The 23,989-nt window shown below is 47.9% G+C and carries 15 protein-coding genes; 4 read left to right on the top strand and 11 right to left on the bottom strand.

Going from position 1 to position 23,989, the window contains the following annotated elements; all coding sequences use genetic code 11:
- Window positions 1-38 precede the first annotated feature (38 nt).
- The 4 genes from QT998_RS19835 to QT998_RS19820 all read right to left on the bottom strand — a co-directional run bounded on the left by QT998_RS19835 (window position 39) and on the right by QT998_RS19820 (window position 5,663).
- Window positions 39-1,622: an NAD(P)H-quinone oxidoreductase subunit 4 gene (locus tag QT998_RS19835; protein ID WP_442921561.1), complete on the bottom strand. Its 1,584-nt coding sequence runs from the start codon at window positions 1,620-1,622 to the stop codon at window positions 39-41.
- A gap of 479 nt (window positions 1,623-2,101) precedes the next feature.
- Window positions 2,102-4,147 carry an NAD(P)H-quinone oxidoreductase subunit 5 gene (locus QT998_RS19830; RefSeq protein WP_333117326.1) on the bottom strand — a complete coding sequence of 682 codons (2,046 nt, stop codon included), beginning with the start codon at window positions 4,145-4,147 and terminating at the stop codon, window positions 2,102-2,104.
- A 379-nt stretch (window positions 4,148-4,526) separates the two neighbouring features.
- Window positions 4,527-4,904: a thioredoxin family protein gene (locus QT998_RS19825; RefSeq protein WP_333117328.1), complete on the bottom strand. Its 378-nt coding sequence runs from the start codon at window positions 4,902-4,904 to the stop codon at window positions 4,527-4,529.
- Between the two features lie 45 nt (window positions 4,905-4,949).
- The gene (locus tag QT998_RS19820) at window positions 4,950-5,663 is read right to left on the bottom strand and encodes an NnrU family protein (RefSeq protein ID WP_333091841.1); all 714 of its coding nucleotides are present in this window, start codon (window positions 5,661-5,663) and stop codon (window positions 4,950-4,952) included.
- Between the two features lie 294 nt (window positions 5,664-5,957).
- Here QT998_RS19820 and QT998_RS19815 point away from each other — a divergent pair, with 294 nt between their 5' ends.
- From QT998_RS19815 to QT998_RS19805, 3 genes are all read left to right on the top strand, one after another.
- A complete protein-coding gene (locus QT998_RS19815; protein WP_333091839.1) occupies window positions 5,958-6,962 on the top strand; it encodes a LysR family transcriptional regulator in 1,005 nt (334 codons plus the stop codon).
- Between the two features lie 444 nt (window positions 6,963-7,406).
- Complete coding sequence (locus tag QT998_RS19810; protein WP_333117330.1) at window positions 7,407-8,867, top strand: serine/threonine-protein kinase; 1,461 nt, start codon at window positions 7,407-7,409, stop codon at window positions 8,865-8,867.
- A gap of 22 nt (window positions 8,868-8,889) precedes the next feature.
- On the top strand, window positions 8,890-10,563 hold the full coding sequence (locus QT998_RS19805; protein WP_333117332.1) for an asparagine synthetase B family protein: 1,674 nt from the start codon (window positions 8,890-8,892) through the stop codon (window positions 10,561-10,563).
- 163 nt (window positions 10,564-10,726) lie between these two features.
- On the opposite strand, the gene QT998_RS19800 is transcribed toward QT998_RS19805, so the two are convergent.
- The 7 genes from QT998_RS19800 to QT998_RS19770 all read right to left on the bottom strand — a co-directional run bounded on the left by QT998_RS19800 (window position 10,727) and on the right by QT998_RS19770 (window position 20,331).
- Window positions 10,727-12,046: a hypothetical protein gene (locus QT998_RS19800; RefSeq protein ID WP_333218122.1), complete on the bottom strand. Its 1,320-nt coding sequence runs from the start codon at window positions 12,044-12,046 to the stop codon at window positions 10,727-10,729.
- Window positions 12,047-12,229: 183 nt separating this feature from the next.
- Window positions 12,230-13,450, bottom strand: coding sequence for a diaminopimelate decarboxylase family protein (locus tag QT998_RS19795; RefSeq protein ID WP_333117336.1), 1,221 nt, complete (start codon window positions 13,448-13,450; stop codon window positions 12,230-12,232).
- 111 nt (window positions 13,451-13,561) lie between these two features.
- Window positions 13,562-15,328, bottom strand: coding sequence for an asparagine synthetase B family protein (locus QT998_RS19790; protein WP_333117337.1), 1,767 nt, complete (start codon window positions 15,326-15,328; stop codon window positions 13,562-13,564).
- The gene (locus QT998_RS19785; RefSeq protein WP_333117338.1) at window positions 15,329-15,952 is read right to left on the bottom strand and encodes a DUF3859 domain-containing protein; all 624 of its coding nucleotides are present in this window, start codon (window positions 15,950-15,952) and stop codon (window positions 15,329-15,331) included.
- Between the two features lie 279 nt (window positions 15,953-16,231).
- Window positions 16,232-16,948, bottom strand: a complete 717-nt coding sequence (locus QT998_RS19780; protein ID WP_333117339.1) for an HAD-IA family hydrolase — start codon at window positions 16,946-16,948, stop codon at window positions 16,232-16,234.
- 91 nt (window positions 16,949-17,039) lie between these two features.
- A complete protein-coding gene (locus tag QT998_RS19775; protein ID WP_333117340.1) occupies window positions 17,040-18,959 on the bottom strand; it encodes a S9 family peptidase in 1,920 nt (639 codons plus the stop codon).
- Window positions 18,960-19,137: 178 nt separating this feature from the next.
- On the bottom strand, window positions 19,138-20,331 hold the full coding sequence (locus QT998_RS19770) for an NAD(P)/FAD-dependent oxidoreductase (RefSeq protein ID WP_333117341.1): 1,194 nt from the start codon (window positions 20,329-20,331) through the stop codon (window positions 19,138-19,140).
- 532 nt (window positions 20,332-20,863) lie between these two features.
- Between QT998_RS19770 and QT998_RS19765 the strand changes: the two genes are divergently transcribed.
- On the top strand, window positions 20,864-23,914 hold the full coding sequence (locus QT998_RS19765; protein WP_333091826.1) for a PAS domain-containing sensor histidine kinase: 3,051 nt from the start codon (window positions 20,864-20,866) through the stop codon (window positions 23,912-23,914).
- Window positions 23,915-23,989 lie beyond the last annotated feature (75 nt).

Below are 23,989 nucleotides of genomic sequence, written 5' to 3'. Positions count from 1 at the left end.
ATTAGGTTTGGGGGTTTTCTTCCTCGCATCAGTTCAAATCACAACTTGCTCGGCTCGATCGCCGGAGCGCGCAGAGCCACCGTTTTATCAGCAGCCTTAGCCACCAGAGACGGTACAGAAGCCCGCAACTTTGCAGTCAACTGTGAAGTAGTCGCATCGTAAACCTGAGTCAGCATTTTTGGATACAAACCAATGCCAATAATCGGCACTAACAGAGCCGCAATAATAAACACTTCTCGCGGTTCCGCATCCACCAATTCCTCGTGTTCCGACAATTCCTTATTCTCAGGGCCGTAGAAGATTTCCCGCAGCATTGACAGCAGATAAATCGGAGTCAAAATTACGCCGACAGCCGCTAGAAATACCACGCAAACCTTAAATACCGGATTGTAAGCATCGCTGGTTGCAAAACCCACAAACACCATCAATTCTGCTACAAAACCGCTCATTCCCGGCAAAGCCAAGGAAGCCATAGAACAAGCAGTCCACATCGCGAAAACCTTACGCATTTTCTTACCGACACCGCCCATTTCGTCGAGCATGAGGGTGTGGGTGCGATCGTAAGTGCAACCTACCATGAAGAACAAACTCGCCCCGATTAAACCGTGGGAAACCATTTGCAGCATTGCACCACTGGTTCCCAAATCGGTAAACGAAGCTATCCCAATCAGCACAAAGCCCATGTGCGAAATCGAAGAATAAGCAATTTTCCGCTTCAAGTTGCGCTGAGCAAAAGAAGTTAAGGCGGCGTAAACAATGTTAACTACACCCAAAATTACTAACAGCGGTGCGAAGGTAGCGTGAGCATCGGGGAGCATTCCCGCATTCATCCGCAATAAAGCGTAGCCGCCCATTTTTAGCAGAATTCCTGCTAGCAACATATGGGCGGGTGCGGTGGCTTCGCCGTGAGCGTCAGGGAGCCAAGTGTGGAGGGGAAAAATTGGCAGTTTGACGCCGTAGGCTATTAAGAAACCTGCGTACAGGAGCAATTCTATATTGGGGGCGAAGTCTTTAAGCGCGATCGCCCGCATATCGAAAGTCACGGTATCGCCATAAAACGCCATCGTCAGCGCGCCCACCAAAATAAACAGCGAACCGCCTGCGGTGTAAAGGATAAACTTAGTTGCTGCGTAGAGGCGCTTCTTGCCGCCCCAGATGGACAAAATTAGGTAAATGGGGACTAATTCCAGTTCCCAAACTAGGAAAAACAGCAACATATCCTGTACGGCAAAAACTGCGATTTGTCCGCCGTACATGATCAGCATCAAAAAGTAAAAAAGCTTCGGTTTAAATGTGACAGGCCAAGCTGCTAAAGTAGCCAGCGTAGTAATAAAACCAGTCAGCAAAATCAACGGCATCGACAAACCGTCAGCACCCACCGACCAATTTAAATCGAGTTGCTGCACCCAAGTATAGCTTTCTACCAGTTGCAAATCTGGATTGCTGAAGTCGTAATGAGTGCAAAAAGCGTAAACAAGCAGAGCAAAATCGATCAAACCTACAATTAGTGCATACCAGCGCACCGTCTTGCCATCCTTGTCGGGAATCAAAGGAATCAGCAAGGACGCAGCAATGGGAAACAGAATTGTTGTTGTTAACCAGGGGAAATTAGCTGTATCCATTGCGTTTTAAAATTAGCCATCAACTATTAGGTTTAAACATATTTTAACCGTTTTCCTATAAATTTTATACTTTCTTTATACGAAACATTTGTTTTTGCTATATTTGCGACAATTTGTACGATCGCCAAAAATGAGTTTCATTCAAAATTTATTTCTATTGGCTAATTGTCAATTGTGAGTTACTGAGCTAATAGCATTTCTTAAAATATCTCTTGGTGGGGATACGGCAATCCCTCCGCTTCGCTTCGCCCAAGGCGTCTCAACAATCGCCTGAAAACCTTTGTATCTCTCGTCGATCTCCGAGGCCAGATCCCCCCTAGCCCCCCTTAAAAAGGGGAGTAGGGGGTGGGACAAGAATCTGCTCAAAGTCCCCCTTCTTAAGGGGGATTTAGGGGGATCAGACTTCGGCAGTAAAGGAGAAAGACAAAAGGTTTCAGGCGATTGTTGAGACCAATAGGCATTGCCATTTCCCTACAGATTTAACTGACTCCAGAAACGATCGCAAAACCCAGAACTGCGACAAACACGATCAGGGCATAAAATTGAGCACGGCCGCTTTCAAAGTATTTCAAACCTTCGCCCGTAACCAGAGTCAGAAACCCTGTCAAGTTGACGATACCATCGACAACTCGCAAATCCACTTCCATGACTTGCCGCGCTAAACGACGGCTGCCTTTGACGAAGAGAACTTCGTTGATATCGTCGAGATACCACTTGTTGAGGGAGAACTCGTAAAGCGGTTTGATTTTTGCAGCTACCGCACTCGGGTCAATTTTCCGGCTCAAATACATCAGAGAAGCCAAAGTAATGCCAAGCAAAGCAATACCTACAGAGCTCCCGCCCATGATTAGGAATTCCGTCAAATCAAACTCAGCGGCGTGTTGCAAAACTTCTTCTAGAGATTCCCCCGGCGCGTGCACAAACTGCTCGAAATAATTAGCAAACGGCGTACCGACAAAACCGATAAATACTGAAGGTACAGCCAGCAACACCAACGGCAGAGCCATTGTCAGAGGAGATTCGTGAGGAAAATGGTCGTGTTCGCCGTGACTTTCGCCAGTCGGTGCCAATTCCTTAACATTCATCGCTCCGGGGCCGAAAACCAGATTAGGTTGTAGGAGTCGTTGCTTGATGGCGCTGTCATTGCCTCGGAATTCGCCCTCAAAGGTGCTGAAATACATCCGAAACATATAAAACGCGGTCATGCCCGCAGTCAGCCAACTCACAGCCCAGAGAGCTGGATTAGCGTGAAAAGCTTGGGCGAGGATTTCGTCTTTTGACCAAAAACCTGCAAAGGGCGGAATGCCGCAGATTGCTAAATTACCGATTAAAAAGCAAGAAGCGGTAATCGGCATATATTTACGCAAGCCCCCCATGACTCTCATGTCTTGAGCCAGAGCTGGGTTGTGGCCGACGACATTTTCCATGCCGTGAATGACTGAACCTGAGCACAGGAACAGCATTGCTTTGAAGTAAGCGTGGGTCATTAAGTGGAACAGTCCGGCACTGTAGGCGCCGACGCCCATTGCCATGACCATGTAGCCCAATTGGGAGATGGTGGAGTAGGCGAGGCCTTTTTTGATGTCATTTTGCGTAATTGCGATCGAAGCACCCATGAATGCTGTAAAACAGCCGGTGCAGGCGATCAAATTCATCACAGCCGGCAGCCCTTCAAACACTGGGTACATCCGAGCGATCAGGAATACGCCGGCGGCTACCATCGTGGCCGCGTGAATCAGGGCCGAAATCGGTGTGGGGCCTTCCATTGCGTCTGGGAGCCAGACGTGGAGGGGGAATTGAGCGGATTTGGCGGCTGGGCCCAAAAAGATCAAAACTCCGAAGATTGTCGCTAGAGTCGCCGAAAGGGCGCCGGATTCGACTAGAGAGTGGAGGCGTTCGCCCATCACCTCAAATTCAAAGCTGCCGGTTGCCCAGTAAATGCCGAGGATGCCTAGCAGCAAGCCGAAGTCGCCGACGCGGTTGGTGACGAAGGCTTTTTGGCAGGCGTCTGCTGCGGGTTTGCGATCGTACCAAAAGCCTACTAGCAGGTATGAACACATACCTACGAGTTCCCAGAAAATGTAAACCTGAATGATGTTCGGGCTGAGGACTAGACCTAACATTGAGGCGCTGAAGATGCTCAGGTAGGCGTAAAATCGCACGTACCCGTCATCGTGTGCCATGTACCCGTCGGTATAAATCATCACCAAAAAGGCGACCGTGGTGACGATCGCCAGCATTACCGCCGTCAGGGGGTCGATGATATAGCCCATTTTTAGCGAGAAGTCGCCAGCAGAGGCCCACTCAATATTGCGGGTGTAGGGTGCGTGGCCCTGTAGTTGACTCCACAGCAATGCGAAAGATAGTACCATTGACCCTCCCAGCGTGGAGACGATGAAGATCGCATTCGCTTGTCGGAGTTTGTTGGTTGCCTGGTTAAAGGTGATTAAGCCTAAACCTACTAGCATTGCGCCTGCCAGCGGCAGGACTGGAATCAGCCAAGCGTATAGATAAAGCAGTTCCATGACTGATAGGTTGTTTAAAGTTTCTACTAGATATTGCCAAAACTGTAAACAATTGTGACACACGCCTGCGCCACTGGGCAAAAATACTCGCTCCAATTTTTCAGTATTGCCGATCGACAATGCTGGAGAACTGCTTTGTTTTTTCCCGATCGATCTTGTTCGCTTTCAATCTATTCCTAAAGATAGATTGACAAATCAATACACTTTTGGAGCCGATCGACTCAAGAAACGGAGTTTTTATCGATATCAGGCGATATACGCCGTATTTTCGTAAAAAAACTCGGTTTCTGCCTCTACTGAGGTGTCGTCGGATGGCCGATCGAAATAAATGGGGAATTCCAAATACTTTCTACCGCGCGGGCCAAATGTCTGCGAATCCTTACCTGTTAACTGCTTGCTGCGGTTGCAGGCGTTGAGTTTGGGGAGAATTCACAGTGGCTAGCATCCAAGAATCGAGAGTGCGCCGCAGTTCCTCGCGTCCTTGATAATTTTCAAATCTAAATCGAACTTTTTCGCCCTCAAACAAAATCAGAGTCGGCAGACTTGTCAGCCGATAAGTGTTGGCTAACTTCAAACTTTGGTCGGCATTCACCCCTAGGAGCTTGACTTTTCCTGCCCACTGTGCATCAAAAGTCGCAAGCGTAGGGTCGATCGCGCGGCACAAACCGCACCAAGGTGCCCAAAAGTGAACTAAAACGGGGGTAGAGGCTTGAAATACCTCTTGTGCAAAAGTGCGTTCGCTAACCGACAACACCATGATCCCTCAAAATTTAATAATTTTTTTTCTATCCTAGGGATCATGCTACCAGTATATGTTCCCAGTGACACGCATCAAAAAAGGATGAATTTTCCACAACAGGCCCGTAAAAATAACTACACCTACGTAGGAAGGACGCATAAACTCAAGCAAATCAAGGGTTTGACGCTTTTGCAGGATGGCCAAAAATGGAATAATTGAGGTTTGAGATTTGATGGTTTCAAAGGATTCGCCAAAACGCGCCCGCAGCCGCTGGTCGCCGTGCCACACTCCGAACAGGTGGTGAAGTACCAAACCGATGGAAGTGAAGAGGGTAAAGCTAGTGCCAATCCACAGGGTGTGGGCCACGCACCAAATCACCTGTCCCACCATTTGCGGGTGACGGGTGATGCGGATGATCCCGGCTTCGTAAAGGTGAACATCCGGCTTTTGGATGGCGGCAATTTCTAGGAGGTTGAAGGTTGCGGGGTACAGAAACAGAAACGAAATTGCTGAAAGTATCCAAACTGCGGGTTTAACTCCGGGCACTCCCTGTACTTGCCAAAGCTGCACGCCGTCGTAGCGGTGGTTGAAAAAATAGACAATCAGAATTACCGCCAGTGGCAAACTGACAAGGGCAAACAAAACCCGGTAAAGTCTAGCCCCCATCAGCTTTTCACCTGTTGGCCGGAGGGCTGCTAAACCGCTGTGGGCGATCGCAAAACCGAATAAAAGTCCCAGAATAACTAAGTGGGAGTCAAGCGCTAAGTCGATCGTCATTGCAAATATTAAGAAAAGTTATTGATTCGTGGCCAAGTTGTGTCACAAAGTATCTATAGGAGCATTCAGCGGTTATCAGTCAGTTAACTGTTCACTGTTCGCTGTTTGCTGTTGACTGTTCGCTGTTGACTGCTCGCTGTTTGCTGTTATGACAACTGACAACCGTCAACTGACAACTGACAGCTAAGAGGGCCCGCACGCACCATCCACCGCCCCTACCAACTGACAACTGACAACTGACAACTGACAACCGTCAACTGACAACTGACAACTGACAACTGACAATTTAGATATATGTCTGACCTTCCTTTCACTTTAGACCAGTTACGCATTCTCAAGGCGATCGCCTCCGAAGGAAGCTTCAAACGCGCCGCCGACAGCCTCTACGTATCCCAGCCCGCAGTTAGCTTGCAGGTGCAAAACCTAGAAAGACAGTTGGACGTGCCGCTGTTTGACAGGGGGGGGCGCAGGGCTCAACTCACCGAAGCCGGACACCTGCTGCTGAGTTACGGCGAGAAAATTTTATCGCTTTGTCAAGAAACTTGTCGAGCTCTCGAAGACTTGCAAAATCTCCAAGGCGGTACTTTGATAGTCGGCGCTTCTCAAACAACCGGGACATATTTGCTACCCAGGATGATCGGGATGTTCCGCCAAAAGTACCCGGATGTAGCGGTACAACTTCACGTTCACTCTACCCGCCGCACCGCGTGGAGTGTGGCCAACGGGCAAATCGATTTAGCAATTGTGGGCGGAGAAATTCCTACCGAACTTGTAGAAGCTTTAGAAATTGTGCCTTACGCAGAAGACGAACTGGCTCTGATTCTGCCTCCGTCTCACCCGATGGTACAACAAGAAAGTATCCAAAAAGAAGACCTTTATAAATTGCAGTTTATTTCCCTAGACTCGCAGTCTACTATCCGCAAAGTAATCGATCAGGTACTGACTCGCTGCGGCATTGACACGCGCCGCTTGAAAATAGAAATGGAGCTCAATTCGATCGAAGCTATTAAAAATGCGGTTCAGTCGGGGCTAGGTGCTGCTTTTGTGTCGGTTTCGGCGATCGAAAAAGAGTTGCTCATGGGCGTTTTGCACAAATCTAAAATGGATGAAGTTTTGGTAACTCGGATTTTGTCGCTGATTTGCAACCCCAACCGCTACCGTTCTAAAGCGGCAGAGGCTTTCAGCAATGAAATTCTGCCCCTGTTTGCTACTTATTCCACCATCCAGGAGAAAAAAGCAGCTCCGGCGATCGATTTACCTCTGATAGAAATAGTAACTCCCAATGCAGCGGAAAATTAATCTTTGAGGTCGTTGGCAGGCGCGCAGTTCGCTGTTAGTTTAGAGATTAAAATATGGTTTGATCGCCCCTGGAAAAATTTGCTAATTGATCGTGGGTCATCGGTAATGGTAATCGGTAAGTTGTTTTGCATTTAAATTGGATGTTCGGAACTGGCTCGGGAAGTGCCGATTCCACAATATCTTGATTGATTTTTGATGCACAATTAAAACGTAGAACAGCTTAATGGGTAATCGGCTTGTTTGATGCCACAAGCTAATACCAAAACTAGCTAAAGAGGGTAAAATAAAGTGGAACTTGCATAAAAAGAAAGTTTAACAGCACATAATTAGGAATTAAACCATTAGCAACTAGCAAATCCCAACCCTCTATTAGCAATCCCAATTACCAATTACCAATTACCAATTCCCAATTCCCAATTACCAATTCCCAATTCCCAAACCACAATGGAAGTTTACTGCACCCGCCCGGCCTGCCCGCGCCCTCAAAACAATTTTGCAGACCTCGATGACAGTTCCCTGCTGAAAACTGTGCAGCAAAAGTTTTGCACGACTTGCGGGATGCCCCTAATTTTGAGCGGCCGCTATTTGCCCGCGAGGTTGTTGGGTCAAGGCGGTTTTGGGGCGGCATTTTTGGCGAGAGACCGCTACACTCCGGCGATGCGGCAGTGCGTGGCTAAACTTTTGCAGCCGTCGGCAAATATGACTCCGGCACAGCTAAGAATCGCTCATACTCTGTTTGAACGGGAAGCGGCGGTGCTGGAAGAACTGGGAAACGAACATTCGCAAATTCCGAGTTTGCTGGCGTTTTTTGAGCTGACTGTTCCGAGTTTGCAAGGGGGGAACAACGATCAGTTTTTCTATTTGGTTCAAGAATTTATTGACGGTGAAAATTTGGAGGAGGAACTTGCTGCTAAGGGTAAGTTTTCGGAGGCCCAAACGCTGGAGGTGCTGCGAGAAATCTTGAAGGTTCTCGATTTTGTGCACTCTCGCGGTTCGATTCACCGAGATATTAAACCTGCTAATATTATGCGGGCTAAAAATGGTCGGCTTTATTTATTAGATTTTGGGGCTGTCAAACAGGTGACGCAAACTGCGGGCAGTTCTAAGGCTTCTACTGGTATTTATTCTTTGGGTTACGCTCCGCCAGAACAGATGAGCGGGCAAGAGGTTTATCCGGCAACGGATTTTTATGCTTTGGCTGTGACTTGCATTACTTTGTTGACCGATTTGCAGCCGACGGAGTTGTTTGATAGTTATCAAAATCAGTGGAATTGGCATTCTAGGGTGCAGGTAAGCCCGCGTTTGGCTGAAGTTCTCGATCGAATGTTGTTGCCGGCTCCGAGCCAGCGCTATCAATCTGCTGCGGAGGTGGAAGCGGCTCTGAAATACAATTCTCAACAGCCTACGGTGGTCGTGCAGCCGCCTGCTGTGCAGACTCCGCCCCCCCTAACTCCTGTGCAGCTACCACCTCCTCTGCCGCCTCCTGTGCCTGTTGCTGTGACTCCTCCGGGAAGTCTGCAACCTCGGCCGAGAGGGGCTTTTTCGATTTGGGAGGTTTTGCGTGGGGCTGCGTTTACGGGTTTTGAGGGGGGGTTGCTGGCGATCGCCCTGACGAGTTGGCTGCCATCTCCGGGCTTGAGTATCGGGTTGCTGGGTGCGATCGTGGGGGGGCTGATTTACGCTCAGTACCGCAGGGCGATCGAACAAACTGAGATACTGATTATTGGTGTTGGTACTCTGGCTGTGCTGTGGTTTTTCCCGGCTTTGCAGAAGGCCGCAACTATGATTTATCCCGGTTCTCCGATCGTTGGCGTGTTGTTTGTGGGATGTTTGGGGGCTTTGGGGGCGATCGCTGCAACAGCGATATTTCGCCTGATTTATAAGTTACTTTCTAATTTCTTTTAATCAATCAAGCTAACTAAAATTGATGCAAAATCAGAAGTCGATTAACCCGAATTGGGCGATCGCTTGGGGGACTGCCGCCCGATCGCACCCTGCAACTTGGGAAACCGCCGGTTTTGCCATAATTGGAGCTGAACCAACCTTCAGCCCCAATCAGCGATTTGTGCTGGTAGGTGACTGTTGCTTCGATCGCACTTTGCTGCTCAAACAACAGATTGATACCGATGGATTGACGGATTTGGCGATCGTCGGGCGGCTGTGGGAGGAGTCGGGGATTGAAACTCTGAGCTTGCTGGAAGGACAGTTTGCGCTGGCTGTGTGGGATCTAGAGGAGAAAACCTTGTGTCTGGGGCGCGATCGCGTCGGAGCCAAAACGCTCTATTACACCCGTGCGGGAAATACTCGCTGGATTGCGCCTCGACTGCGATCGCTCAATCCGTATCACGATCGAACACTCGATTTGGTTGCTTTGCGCGACTATTTGTGCTGTGCGTTTGTACCGGGAGCACAAACGCTGTGGGAATCGGTGCGAGAGTTGCGCCCTGGTAGTTACTTGTATTTACCGGATGTTGAGGCGCAGAGATATTGGCAGCCGCAGGAGCAAATTACTAACGCCGATCGCCCTTTGGAATGGCACAGTCAACAAGTGCGATCGCTCTTGGAACAACTGGTGCAAGAAGGACTACCAGCCGGGGAACCTGTCGCAGCATACCTTTCGGGTGGCATTGATTCAAGTTGCGTGACTGCGATCGCATCCCGGTTGCACGATCGCCCGGTGCACACTTTTTCGATGCACTTTGGGGCCCAATATCCGAACGAGATTGAATTTGCCAACATTGTCGCAGCACATTGCGGCACCGAGCACCATATTTTAGAAGTTTCGCCAAAGCAAATTTGGGAATTGCTACCGGAAACGCTGGCGGCGATGGATGATCCGGTGGGGGAAGGCTTGACGGTGCCCAATTTGCTGTTGGGGCGATCGGCAAAACAATTTGCAGATGTGGTACTGAATGGGGAAGGTGGCGATCCGTGTTTTGGCGGGCCCAAAAATAAGCCGATGTTGCTGAATAGTTTGTATGGTTCGATTCAGGGTAAACCAGATCCGATCGCAGCTTACTTGACTTCGTTTCAAAAATGCTATACGGATTTGCCGCGCTTGCTGAAGCCGGAGGTTTGGAATCAGGTAAAAGATGCGCCTTCGGTGTTTGCACAGGAATTGCAACAGACAGAAACTACGTTTTTGAATCGGTTGATGCGGCTGAATATTGAGTTTAAGGGTGCCGATTACATTTTAACTAAGGTGAATAATCTCACGGCTGCTGCGCGGCTAAAAGCTCGATCGCCTTTATTCGATCGGCGGATGGTGGCGCTGAGTTTGCAAATTCCCCCAGAATACAAGCTTTCGGGCGCCCAGGAAAAGGCTGTGCTCAAGGCTGCTGTTGCCGATTTACTGCCAGATGCGATCGTCAACCGTCCAAAAAGCGGGATGGTAATGTCAATGCAGCAGTGGTTTTTGAGGGATTGGCAACGACAAGCGCGATCGTTGCTGTTGAATCGTCATGCGGCGATCGCACCTTACCTCGATCGGGCATTGATTGAGGAATGGCTAAACTATCGAGGCGAAGTTTTTCCCCGCTACGGGCTGAAGCTGTGGCTGTTGGTAACACTGGAAATTTGGTTACAGGTGAATCGCCGTTAGGGAGTGTTTTTAAATGACGGGCAAGTTACCCGAAATCAGGAAACGGCATTGCCGTCTCCTCTGTTGCTACGATTATTTTGGGGTAGGGAAACGGCATTGCCGTCTCCTCTGTTGCTACGATTGTTTTGGGGTAGGGAAACGGCATTGCCGTCTCCTCTGTTCCTCAACCGAAACTATCAGAAACAAACACATAGCCGCCACCATATCCCACAGAATTATCCGCTAATATTAAGCCGTCGTTGCCCTGCGGATCGCCACTCTGAGCAAGTCCATAATTCACCACGCGCAACAACCGCTGCGGCGTAAAAGATTCTAATTCCACGAAATTACCCGCATCTAACCACGCTAGTTCTTCTGCTGTTAAACCTTGCCTCACAGCGTCGGGTAATTGACGAGCGCTTTGTGCCATTGTTTGAGATTGCTGTACAAACATATCGCGGGTTTCCAAGATTTGACGGGGAGAAATGCCTAAATCAAAAATTGTGACGGCTTGATTTGCAAACCAGTTGGGACTGGTTCGTAATTGATGCACTAAACTAACTCCAGCAGAATTCGCATCGTGCAGCGCATATACTTTTAAATCCGCATTGCGTCGCAGCATTGCGATTACTGTGTCGAAGATGCTTTGGGGATAGCCGCTGATGCTGAGAATGGCGCAGTTGTTCTCAAAATGGACGTTGTTGACAATCAGGAATTGGGCGGTTTCGTCACTGTCGCAGATGATTGCGCGATCGAAACTGTAGGCGCTGATTTCGGGATCGATGCTGGCGGATAAAGCTTCTTTGCGAGGTGTAGGGAGGAGTTTTTCTAGTGTACCGTTTACTCTTTGCCAGTCTAGCAGCCACTCATTACTCTGGGCTTGATTGACTAGAAATATTTCACCAGTTATCTGTGGACTATTTTTTTGTGAAATGCCCAGCCAGTAGGAAAATAGTCCTAGTGCAGAGGCTGCGATGTATCCTGGGACATAGTTCAGTATCAAGCTTGCTGAAATCCCTGTTACTAACATCATTATTCCTAAAGTTTGTAAATTTGTGGCATTAATTCTTCTGTTGCGAGCACTTTGCTCGGTAGATTTGCTTTTGGCAAAAAATCCCCCAATCCAAATAATATTTAAAACTGCCCAGACTATCAAAAATCCCACAGTATCAGAAAAAATAGAGCTCATGAATAAACCGCCAACGATTAGAATTATCAAGCTCTGGATCAAATATTCTAAAGTCCACTTCCAGAGGTTAGATGACGTGCGATTTTTTAGCCGTTTATCCATCAAATACAAAAACTGTTTGGGCGTAAAAAATAACATATTTTGGCTGGAGATATCTGCGATCGCATTCTTGAAAAATGGATCGGTGAAGGCGATTTTTTGATCGGTGATAGTAGTGGGATCAAAGACAAAGGGATGGTTGCAATTCTTACAGCGCCCTGAGTTGGTAGTACGATCGCGCAAATTGTTATCGGTATTACACTGGACACATTTCATTCCCATTTCGGTTACTCCTGATTGATTTAATGGATTTATATCGTTGGCGGTTGTTTTGGAATGATTTAACCGCAGAGGGCGCAGAGGGCGCAGAGAAAGAGAAGAGAGATAATAAGTAGAAGGAAGAAGGAAGAAGGAAGAAACTATGCCCAATGCCCAATGCCCTGTTTGGCCAATGCCCGATTAAAAGATTTGCCCGTTTAACAAGATAGAATAGTCTTCTCGCTGTCGAATTAATCGATCGCCCTTAGCATCAATCAACACTTCAGCAGGGCGGGGGCGGTGCAGAAAATGTGATGACATCGCATAGCCGTAAGCCCCGCTATCCAAAATCAGGATCGCATCTCCAATTTTGAGTTTGGGTAGCCAACAGTTGCGCCCTAAATAATCCCGCGAATAAGTTGTGTTACCGCAAATATCCGTTTCATGTCGCGATACATCGTCGGTTTCCCAAGTTGCGATCGCCCGGTAGCCGCCGTGCACCGCAGGCACTGATAGATTTGATACAGTCGTATCCACGCCGACAATTTGCCGATTGCCCAACCACTTCACCGACACAACTTTCGCAAGCAAAACGCCACAACCTGCGATCGCCGATCGTCCCGGTTCAATTACTAACTCGATCGGGCGAGATAGCGTACTCAATCGTTCAGTAATCGCCGCCCCAAACTCCCGCCAGTCAAACACTGCACCGCCTCGATAGGGATAGCCAAAACCACCCCCAAAATCGAGAATTCGCCAATCGGGTAACTGTTGGGCGATCGCAATCAGGCGATCGATCGCTTGCGTAAAAGCGCCCGTGGCATTAGTTCCCGTCCCCCGATAAAAATGCAGTCCAGTAATCCTTAAACCGTGCTGCTGCGCGATTTCGTTGGCTTTCTCAAATTCGGCGGGACGCACTCCAATCCGACTGTCTCCCGTCAATTCCGGTGAGTTGAGGCGCAGTCCAATTTCGGGACGGATTAATCTCGGTTGACTGCGCGCATATTCGCAAAAATCATGGAGTTGCGACAGACTATCGAAGTTGAATCGATCGATCTTCCAACCAATCAATTTCTGAAAATCATCCCGGCTGAGGTTACTGCCGGTGTAGACGATGCGATCGCCCGTAAAACCCGCTTTCAGTCCCAAAAAAACATCGCCCGGTGTATTCGCGTGCAGCCCCCAACCAGCTCGCTCAATCAGTTGCAACAGTGCAATATTGCCGTTGGTGACGGTAGCAAAATGAAACTGCACGTGCGGATAGTCGATCGATCGCGTAATATGCTCAAGGGTTTGATGGAGAATATCGGCTTGATACACATATAAGGGCGAACCATAAGTTGACAAAAGTAGCTTGGCTAATGCTTCCGAGAACGGCGGCGAATGTATTTTGGTTTCATTTTGTAGCAAAGATTCAATCATATAGAAGAAGTTCGGCAACGGATTATTTAACGGATGTAACGGATGTTTGGCAACTGATTATTTAATGGATTTAACGGATGTTCGGAACAGGGAAGATTGTAAAATCAACAGTCAACAGTCAACAGTCAACCTCCTTCGATATTTCCAAATGCGCTGCCCGATCGCCGGTGGCAACCAAAAAACATGATCCAGCGATCGCTTAACTGGAATTTCGCCTAAAACTTCGGTTCGCCATGCTTGCCACATCAGCAGCAACCAGAGATTGTTGCCAATGTATCGATCGCGCATTGCAACTCCGAGTTGTCCTGATAACATCGAGTCGGCCAAATGGGGCTGCCAGCAATTTTGCGATCGCAACAGATTCGGATTCAGCCGATCGCCGATCGCAGCCCAAAACTCGCGGTAATACCAAACCTTCAACGGCACACCCATCCCGCGCTTTTCCCGCCAGATAATTTCCGGCGGCAACCAGCGTTCAGAGGCTTTTTTGAGGATGTATTTTTCGCACGCACCTTGCAGTAGCAGCTCGCCAGGGAGTTGAAACGTCCATGCTGTGAGGTCGGGGTCGCAGAAGGGCGATCGCACCCACAAACCGCAAGCAAACGCCAATCCCGTGGCCCTCGGCTGAATATTTTGGGCACCTTTGAGCATCAGCGAAGCGCGCCGCAGCCTCGCTAGCAGGGAGGGACAGGTTTCGGGATCGATCGCGTCTTGCAGGTAAACACTCAAATCGTGAGACTGGATGCGATCGAGCATTTCTGGCGAAAAAATCTGTTTTTCATAACCATAAAATCGCTGAAACGTCCGCAAATACTGCTGTTCAAAGGTTTCTTTTCCGGCAGGATGTTCTGCACTGTAAACTCCGTTGGCAATCAAAGGTTTGTTTGTCCATCCGGCAAATAGCTGATCGCCATTCTCGCCATTGAATACAACTCGCACCTCTTGCGCCGCCGCCTGTTTGAGCAAAAACAGTGCAGCCGTCGTGCCATCTCCATAGGGTAAATCGAGGGCTTTGGCGGTTGGCCCGATCGCCCGCAACACTGCATCGCCCGTCGCAGCCACCCGAATCAGCGGAATCTGGAAAAAGTCCGCCACCTGTTGGGCGTAGGGCAGTTCGGAATAGGCTTCAACACCAAAATCGAGGGCATAGGCGCGCACTTGCAAGCCTGCTTTCACTAGCAGCGCTGTCACCAGGGAAGAATCAATGCCACCGGAGAGTAAAACGCCTACGGGTTCGTCGATCGGCAAATCGGCCACTTGTCGATCGATCGCCTGTTGCAACAGCCCTTGCAATTGTGCGATCGCCTCATCTTCACTCCGCAGTAATTGGGGCGCTTCTTGCCAAGCCGATGGCAGCGATTCCCTACGGGATAGCTTCGCCGCGCGTACTTTCGGCAGATAGTTAACATCGGCTATTTCCCAAATCATCTCGCTTCCGGCTGCTACGGATGCAATTTGCTCGATCGGAGTTAACGGCGTGGGCACGTAGGAAAAACAAGCATAACTGTGTAGGGCGATCGGGCTAATTTGAGGGGAAGCAATCAGCGGTAGCAGCAATTGCATTTGCGTCGAAAACCAAATCGTTTCTCCCAACTGCATCCAGTAAAGCGGCACTCGCCCAAAAGGATCGCGCCCCAGCCGTAGCTGTCCCGCTTCCACCTGGGCCCAAGCATCGGACGGTAAATCGGTTGGCTGACATCGCCCGCAAGCATTCAGCGTCACTGTGTCAGCCGTGAGTACAGATGCAGAGGCGATCGCCCAGTCTGATAATTTGCCCTGCCGGATGAAGTAATCTGGGACTAAACGGCTGAGCGTTTTTGTGCAATCGTCCAGTCCCCAATAGCCGATAAAATGTGAAGGTTTGTCGATCGCACCCATCTATTTCACCGTGAAAGGTTCACTGCTGATGACGCGCCCATCCAGGGACATCCGAACTTCCCATTTGCCTGGGGCTGCAGCAGATCCGAGATCGTAAAAGCAGTGCGTATTCCAAACCGCAGTATCGATCGTGCGAGTTTGATACCTGCCCTGATGCACAATGTCACCGCTGGGGTTAATCCAATCGCATTGCAGAGACAACTGATTGCCGATCGGAGCATTTTTCAACGTCACCTGGTAGTAGATGCGGGGGTTGATTTGACGGTTGACTTGAGTAAGGCTGTCACCGCCCTTTTGAGATAGGGCAATTCGGTCTTCTCCTGCGACAATTTGAGCAATTTTTTGTTGCTGATTTTGCCCGAACAGCACGCCTATACTGATCGCAGAAATGACAACAACTGTCGAGGCGATCGCGATCCAACGGTTGCGTCGCTGCTGTTTTTCTAGGGCTTCGCGACGGCGCATTTGGGCGATCGCATCTTCTAAAAGCTCATCAGGAAGATTCAACTCTCGTAAAATTTCTCTTACCTGATCGGGCTCCAATTCTAACTCGCGCTGCTGCGATAACTTGTCGATTTCAGCGACTACCTGTGCTAACTGAGTTTGAGTGAGTCGAGTTTCCATAAAGTTCTTTTCCAGTAAAAATTAGATATAGAAATCACATTTCTCTTCTCTTCCTCAGTGTCCTCTGCGCTCTCTGCGGTTTAATTACTCATATTATTCAATAAATAGCTCTCAAAGTCAATTCATAAAAATCATAACCTTAACCTCATAAAATTCATATTTATAGTCCTGGACGCATGGGATATCATGCGAAACCAGTTTTTTTACGAAAAGAGGCGTTCCCACCCGCAGATTAGGTAAAAAAAACGGTTTCTTTGTCGGAGTGCGTCCAGAACAGACTTATATAAAATCCAGACTAGGAAACTCTTCTACTTTTTGGAAATCAGTTAAATTCAACTTTCCTGAATCTATTTTTTCCTGTTGACGATTCAACCAAATTGCGTTTATTCCCGCATTTTTAGCACCACAATAATCAGCCTTGAAGCTGTCGCCAATATGCAACACATTCTCGGCAATGCAGTTGTGCTTTTGCAAAGCTGCGGTGAAAATTTGAGACTGGGGTTTTGCTGCACCAACTTCGGTAGAAATTGTCACTGATGTGAAATATTCCGCTAAATTTAGTGCTTTTAATACTGCATAAATTCGGGAATCGAAATTCGATACTACTGCTAATTCAATTCCTTGTTGCTGCCACTTATTTAATGCTGGGAACACGTCGGGATAGACGAACCAAGGTTCGGCGGTGGCAAAATGAGCGTAGAGTTCGGCAAAGAATTTGGGAAAGTCTGAAAATTGATTGAAAACGCCTGCTCTTTGAAAAGCGTTCGCGCAAACTGCTTGCCACCATTCAAATTCTAGTTGGGGAATTTTTGCTAATTCTCTTCCGGGAAATGCCATCGGATTTGAGTCAGCAAAACTTTGGAAAAAAGCTGTATTTAAGTCTTCGTTAGAAACAGTTACTCCCCAACTGCGGGCGAATTTTCCGTAGACTTCGCCGACGCTGCCGCGCACGTCAAATAGTGTGCCAGCGGCATCTAAAAAAAATACTTTGGTCATTGGTTAATGGTTATTAATTATTAGTCAGTCAACTGTCAACTGTCAACTATCAACTGTCAACTGTCAACTGTCAACTGTCAACTGTCAACTGTCAACTGTCAACTGTTGTTTGCGGATTCACTAAACCAGAATGATTGGCAATGTTGCCCGCCGGTTCAAATCTGCCTCCTAAATATTTGGCTAGGAATTCTTCGGCGATCGAATAAAAGTGCAGGCGATTTTCCGGCCGCGCAAATCCGTGTCCTTCGTCTGTATAAAGCACGTATTCTACAGGTTTGCCGGCTTGTTTCATGGCATTGACAATTTGCTCGCTTTCTGCTTCTTTCACTCGCGGGTCGTTAGCACCTTGGGCGATTAGTAAAGGTTTCTGGATGCGATCGACAAAAGATAAAGGCGAGATCGATTTCAAAAACTCTGGTTCTGTTTCCAAATTGCCCACGCGGTGATACAGACTTGCTTTTCTCGGTTCCCAGTAAGGGGGAATAGTTTGCAGCAGTGTAATCAAATTGCTTGGCCCGACAATATCGACGGCGCAGGCAAAAACATCGGGACTAAAAGTCAATCCCACTAAGGCAGCATAACCGCCGTAGGAACCACCCATAATCGCAATTTTATCGGGTTGGGAAATTCCTGTTTCTACCAGCCAATTAACTCCATCTAGCAAGTCGTCGTGCATCTTAGCGGCCCATTCGCGATTGCCGGCATTGAGAAAGGCTTTGCCGTAGCCGGTGGAACCGCGAAAATTGATTTGCAAAACGGCGTAACCTCGGTTGGCCAGCCATTGCGCTTGTGGATTGTAACCCCAGGTATCGCGTGCCCAGGGGCCACCGTGAACTAGCAAGACTGTGGGTACGGGTGTTGAGACACCAACCGGTTTTGTCAGGTAGCCGTGAATGGTTAAACCATCTCTTGCGGTGTAAGAAATGGGTTCGATTGATGATAGTGGTAGCCCTTCGAGTTTGGGTTGGTTGCTGAACAGAAAGGTGAAGGTTTTGGAGGCGCGATCGTACACATAGTAGTAAACTGGGCCGTCGTCTGTTCTGTAAGCGACTAGCCAAGTGGTATCGGCGAGGTTGCGGCTGGTAAGGTCGAATTCGCCGGGGCGAAATTTGCCGATCGCCTCAAAATCATCTGCTATACTTTGGTCTAAAATCTGCCACTCTTGCTTGTCCTTGTAGAAGGAAACCGCCTGAATCTCTCGTTTGGTGGGGTGTCCGACAATGTTGCCGACATCGTATTCTGGGTCAGAGGCGAGATCGGTTTCTTGTTTAGTTTCTAAGTCTAATGCGATCAAACGTTCGGCGTTAGCATCATGATTGCCGATGATGTAAAGAATTTTGCCGTTTTCTGAGAACATGAGGGCACCACCTTCCTCATCGGGCCCCCACCTTCGCAGGCTTTCCCAAGACTTGTCGGCAGTTTCCCGAAACACCAATTCTGAGCCACCGTCGGCAGTTGTGGCTGTGGCCGCCCGCACTTGGAATTGGGCGTCAGCAATCCAACGGACGACGTTACCTGGGTTGTCTGTCTCAAATTCAACTGCACCATTTTTGAGGTTGATGCGGTAAACGTCGTGTTTGCTGCGATCGCGGATGTTCATTCCCACTAATATTTCATTGGGGAATTTGCGGTCAAAGGCGATCGTCTGAGCTTGAACGCCTTGAAATGGTGTCAAGTCGCGAACCAGATTTGACTGGATATTGACTGAGAATAAATGCCAGTTTTCATCACCCTCAGCATCTTGGAGATAAATTAGCTCTTCGCCGCTGTAAGTCCAGTAAAAGATGCGGATGCCTCGTTTTTTATCTGCTGTCAGTTGGCGATCGTCTGCTTGACCGACGGTACGCAATTGCACTTGCAAAACGTTGTTTTCATCTGGTGCAATGTAGGCAAGATACTTGCCGTCGGGTGAAAGTCGGGGGCTAGTTTTTTCGGGATTTCCGAAGAGAATTTCCCGCTCTATCAACGGTGGAAGTTCAGTTTTGGGCTGTTGAGATGTGGAAGTTGGCATCTTTTTGCGTGCGTAATATTCTCTGAATCTACACTCCGACAGAAAAAACCAGGTTTTTACCAAATATGCGGGTAGTAGTGAAGTATTTTCGTGAAAAACCCGGTTTCGGAACCGCCATCATAAGTTTTACCATCAACAATCAACCGTCAACGGTTAACAGTTAATAGTCAACAATTAACTAACTTTTAAGCAAATCCTGAATCGGCTTGCTAATCCAATTGAAACCAACTTTTAACTGATGATCAAATGTTGGCATCCGATAGAGATAAGCTAAGCGGCGAGCAATGTGGGCTAGTTGTCCGTCGAGTTTAATTCCTAAACCGGCCAGGGTGGCGTTGTCAATTCCTAATGTCATCATTTCTCCTAGCGGCTGATAGCGGAAAGGAAGTAATGGGCGGCCGGTGAGGGATGCCCAAATGTTCCAGGCGGTGTAGTCAGCTTGCTGGAAGGCTGTTTGGGCTGTTCCGGGGACTTTTTGACCCGTTGCATCGTGACATTCAGCTAAGTCTCCCAAGGCAAATATATCTGGATGGTCGATTATTTGCATTGTCGGATTGACTGTTAATTGACCGCGGCGGTTTTGTTTGAGGGGTAGCGATCGCACTGCTTGACTAACTTGAGTTCCTACTGTCCACAATACTATGTCTACGGGGAGAACGTCTAATTGTCCTTTGTAGACTAAGGATATGGTGTCGGATTCGATCGCCTCTACTGATGTTTCTAAGTCGATCCACACTTTGCGCTTTTCTAGTGCTTTGTTGGCGGCTTCGCGGTTGAACTCTGGCGATGTCTGCAGAATTGTGTTGCTTTGCTCGACTAACCGGATGCGGCCTTTGTCTCCGAGTCGATCGGCTAATTTACAAGCTAATTCTACTCCCGAATAACCGGCACCGACGATCGCCACCCGAATTTTGTCGGTATTGCTGGATTCGAGAAACCGCAATCTTTCTTCCAAGCTGTAGGCGTCCTTGAGGGTGCGGAACGAATAAGCGTATTCAACGGCTCCTCTTACCATATCGAGAGGGGTTTCGCCACCTAAAGCTAAAACGAGGCGATCGCACGGAATTTCTGGCCCGTCGCGTAACTCCACTCGCTTCTGGTCTAAGTCGATGCCCGATACAGTGCCTTGACAAAAGCGCACGCCTGTGTTTTCCAATAGTTCGGCAAACGGCGGGGCGATTTCCCAGGTTTGGAGTTCGCCGGTGAGGAGTTCGTACAGCAGGGGAACGAACAGGAAGCGATCGCGCCGATCGACTAGGACTATTTCGGGTTTTTCGGCTTTGGAGAAGGGTAACTGACTCAAGCGCAGGGCTGTGTAGAGTCCGCCAAAGCCTCCGCCGAGAATGCAAATCCGGGGTTGTTGTTGAGTCATGGTTTTTGTTTGAGGGCGATCGATAGCAAGGCAACTTCTCTTATTCTAACGAGAGTGGGGAATTGGGGAAGTGGCAGCGGGGGGAGATAGTCTAATGGTGTAATGGGGAGAGAGCATCTGTAAAGTTTGCCACAAAGTATTTTTTGTTACAGTGCGAGCTTAAGAGTTCGCCAGATCAAAAGTAAAACACAGGCGCTCCCAATGGAGATCGGGGAAGAGGGGGAGATGGGGAGAATAGTCCGATGGGGAAAGAGGGAGATAGTCTCAAGGGGAGAATCGGAAAAATATTTCCCGAACATCCATGTGTTAAATCCCTTAAATCCGTTATCAAATCCCTTGGCGAACGGCCTTCTGCGTTCTACATAATATCTTTGATTAGCTTTGCCTATTAGCCAGAATAAAATTTTCTGAATGTTAGCCCAAGTAATTTTGTACTATATTAGTTGATAGCGGATTATTGTCCCAATTAAATTCATTTTTTATACAGGCATCTACTCTAACACTTGCCCCCACACTCACAAGTGACTACATTATGCAAACTTCATCGAATTCTTCTAAATTTAATAACAGCGATCGCCATAACGAAGACAACTCAGCTTTGTTAAGCAGCGAAGCACGCTATAAAAACTTAGTAGCTAATATTCCCGGTGCTGTCTACCGATGTACCTGCGAGGGTACGGGCGACGGCGGATTCACAACACGGACAATGGCGTTTTTGAGCGAGGCAATTCAAGAAATATCAGGCTATCCATCTTCTGATTTTATCAACGATCGCCTCCGTTCTTTTGCCAGCATTATCCATCCTCAAGACTGTCAAAATGTGGATGCTGCTGTCCAAAAAAGTGTAGCAACAAAAACTCCGTACATTCTTGAATACCGTATTATCCGGGCTGACGGTGCAATTAGCTGGGTTTGCGAAAAAGGCAGATCTGTTGGCGGCGAGGTGGATGAGGCTAGAGGAAAACAAGAGGGACAAGGGAAAATTGAGGGTTTTTTGTCTGCTGCGGATTCGCCGATTTCGCCCGCAAATTTTCAGTCTCGGGTTTTTTATATCGACGGAGTGATTTGGGATATTACGGAGCGCAAACAAGCTGAGGAACAACTGCGAAATACAGAAGATTTTCTGAATGCGGTACTGCAAAATCTGCCGATTAGCGTGTTTATTAAAGATGCTAGGGAACAAAAATTTATTTATTGGAATAAAGCCAGCGAAAATTTATTTGGCTATTCCAGCGATGAAGTACTTAATAACAATGCTGCTGATTTGTTGGAAGCAGAGCAGGCAAATTACTTGCAAACACAAGATTTAGAAGTATTGGCTACGGGAAAATGTGTGGATTTGCCAGAACAAACTATTCAACTACCGCGCCGGGGAAAGCGGATTTTGCAGGCTAAAAAAGTTCCTTTGTTTGACAGTTCGGGTACGCCTAAGTACATTCTGGGTATTGCTCAAGATATTACGGAAAGTAAAAAAACTGAAACAGAATTGTTGCGGTTGGCGATCGTGGCTCAAAAAACGCAAAATGGTGTGATTATTACTGACGATGGAGGCTGCATTGAATGGGTGAATGAAGGGTTTACTCGGATTAGCGGTTACAAGCTAGGAGAAGTGCTGGGAAAAAAACCGGTTGATGTGCTGCAAGGCCCTCACACTGACCCGTTAACTATTGCTCAAATGCGATCGGCTTTGGCGACAGGTGAACCGTTTAATCAGGAAATTTACAATTACAGCAAGGATGGAAAAGGTTATTGGGTGGCGATGTCGATCGTGCCGATTTATCAAGAAACTGGGGAACTAGAAGGTTTTATTGCGGTAGAAACTGATATTACCGATCGCAAGCAAGCAGAGGCAACAGTGAGGGAGAGCGAGAGTTATTACCGCTGCATTGTCGAGACGGCTTCGGAGGGTGTTTGGATGTTTGACGGTGATAGCACCACGACTTTTGCTAACTCTCGGATGGCGGAAATGCTGGGGTATACTGTGGAGGAGATGCTGGGGCGATCGCTATTTGAGTTTATCGACGCCGAGGCCAGGGAAATAGCTGAAGGTTACGTAAAACGCAGGCGACAAGGTATTCGGGAACGCCACGATTTTAAGTTTACTCGCTCTGATGGATCTCACTTGTGGGCGATCGTCTCAGCGACACCGATGTTCGATGACAAAGGCGAATTTTCGGGTGTTTTGCGGATGATTACCGATATTAGCGATCGCAAGCAAGCCGAAGCCGAACTGCGCCAAACTCTGCAAGAATTAGAATTTGAAAAATTTGCATTAGATGAATCTGCGATCGTCTCGAATACCGACGAATTCGGTGTCATTACCTATGTCAACAACCAATTTTGCGAACTCTTTAAATACAATCGAGAAGACTTGATCGGCAAAACCCACAGACTTGTCAATTCAGCTTATCATTCACCGGATTTTTTCAAGCATCTTTGGTCTACCATTCGCCAAGGAAATGTTTGGCGGGGAGAGATGAAAAATCAAGCTAAAGACGGCACATTATTCTGGTTGGATACAACTATTGTACCTTGCTTAAATTCTAACGGAGAACCCCATCAATATGTAGCAATTCGCAAAGATATTACCGATCGCAAACAAGCAGAAGAAGCAGTGCGCCTTTCGGAAAGTCAATTGAGGAATAAAAATGAAGAACTTGCCAAAGCGCTGCGGGACGTGCACAAAACTCAAAGCATGATGGTTCAAAATGAAAAAATGGTGAGTTTGGGGCAGTTAGTAGCTGGTGTAGCTCACGAAATCAACAATCCAGTTAGCTTTATTTACGGCAACGTCATGCACGCTGACGATTACTTTAAAGACTTGCTAAAAATGCTGCAACTTTACCAGGAAGAATATCCTCAACCAACAGCAGCAATTCTACAAGAGATAGAGGATGTAGATTTGCATTTTCTGCTCAAAGATTTGCCAAAACTGTTAACATCGATGAAAATGGGAGCCGAGCGAATTCGTCAAATTGTGCTGTCGCTGAAGAATTTCTCGCGATTGGATGAAGCCGAACAAAAACAGGTTGACATTCACGAAGGGATTGACAGCACTTTGTTGATTTTGCAGCACAGGTTAAAAGAAACTGCAGGACATCCGAAAATTACGCTAGTCAAAGAGTTTGGTGATTTGCCTCGCGTACAGTGTTATGCCGGACAGTTGAATCAGGTTTTTATGAATATTATCGGTAATGCAATAGATGCTTTGGAAGAAGCAATGGACACGGGACATTGGGCAGATGGGGAACTTGCGCCTATTCCTTCTTGTCCTTCGCCGACGCTGCGGATTTGTACTGGTGTAAAATACGAACAGGATGCTGTGGCGGATCATTCTGTTGGGGATGCTTCTCATATAGTGATTCGGATTGCTGACAACGGGCCGGGGATTCCAGCAGAGGTTCATCAAAGGCTGTTCGATCCGTTTTTTACTACAAAAGAACCCGGTAAAGGTACGGGTTTGGGGTTGTCTATCAGCTATCAAATTGTGGTAGAAAAGCACGGCGGTCAGCTTAAATGTCATTCTGCACCGGGTCAAGGTACGGAATTTGCGATCGAGATTCCTGTCGCTAGAAGTCAGTAGTCAGTAGTCAGTTGGCAGTTGGCAGTTGGCAGTTGGCAGTTGGCAGTTGGCAGTTGGCAGTTGGCAGTTGGCAGT

This window comes from Microcoleus sp. S1D4, assembly GCF_036700765.1.
GTDB lineage: Bacteria > Cyanobacteriota > Cyanobacteriia > Cyanobacteriales > Microcoleaceae > Microcoleus.
This window is presented reverse-complemented; position numbering and strand designations above follow the sequence as displayed.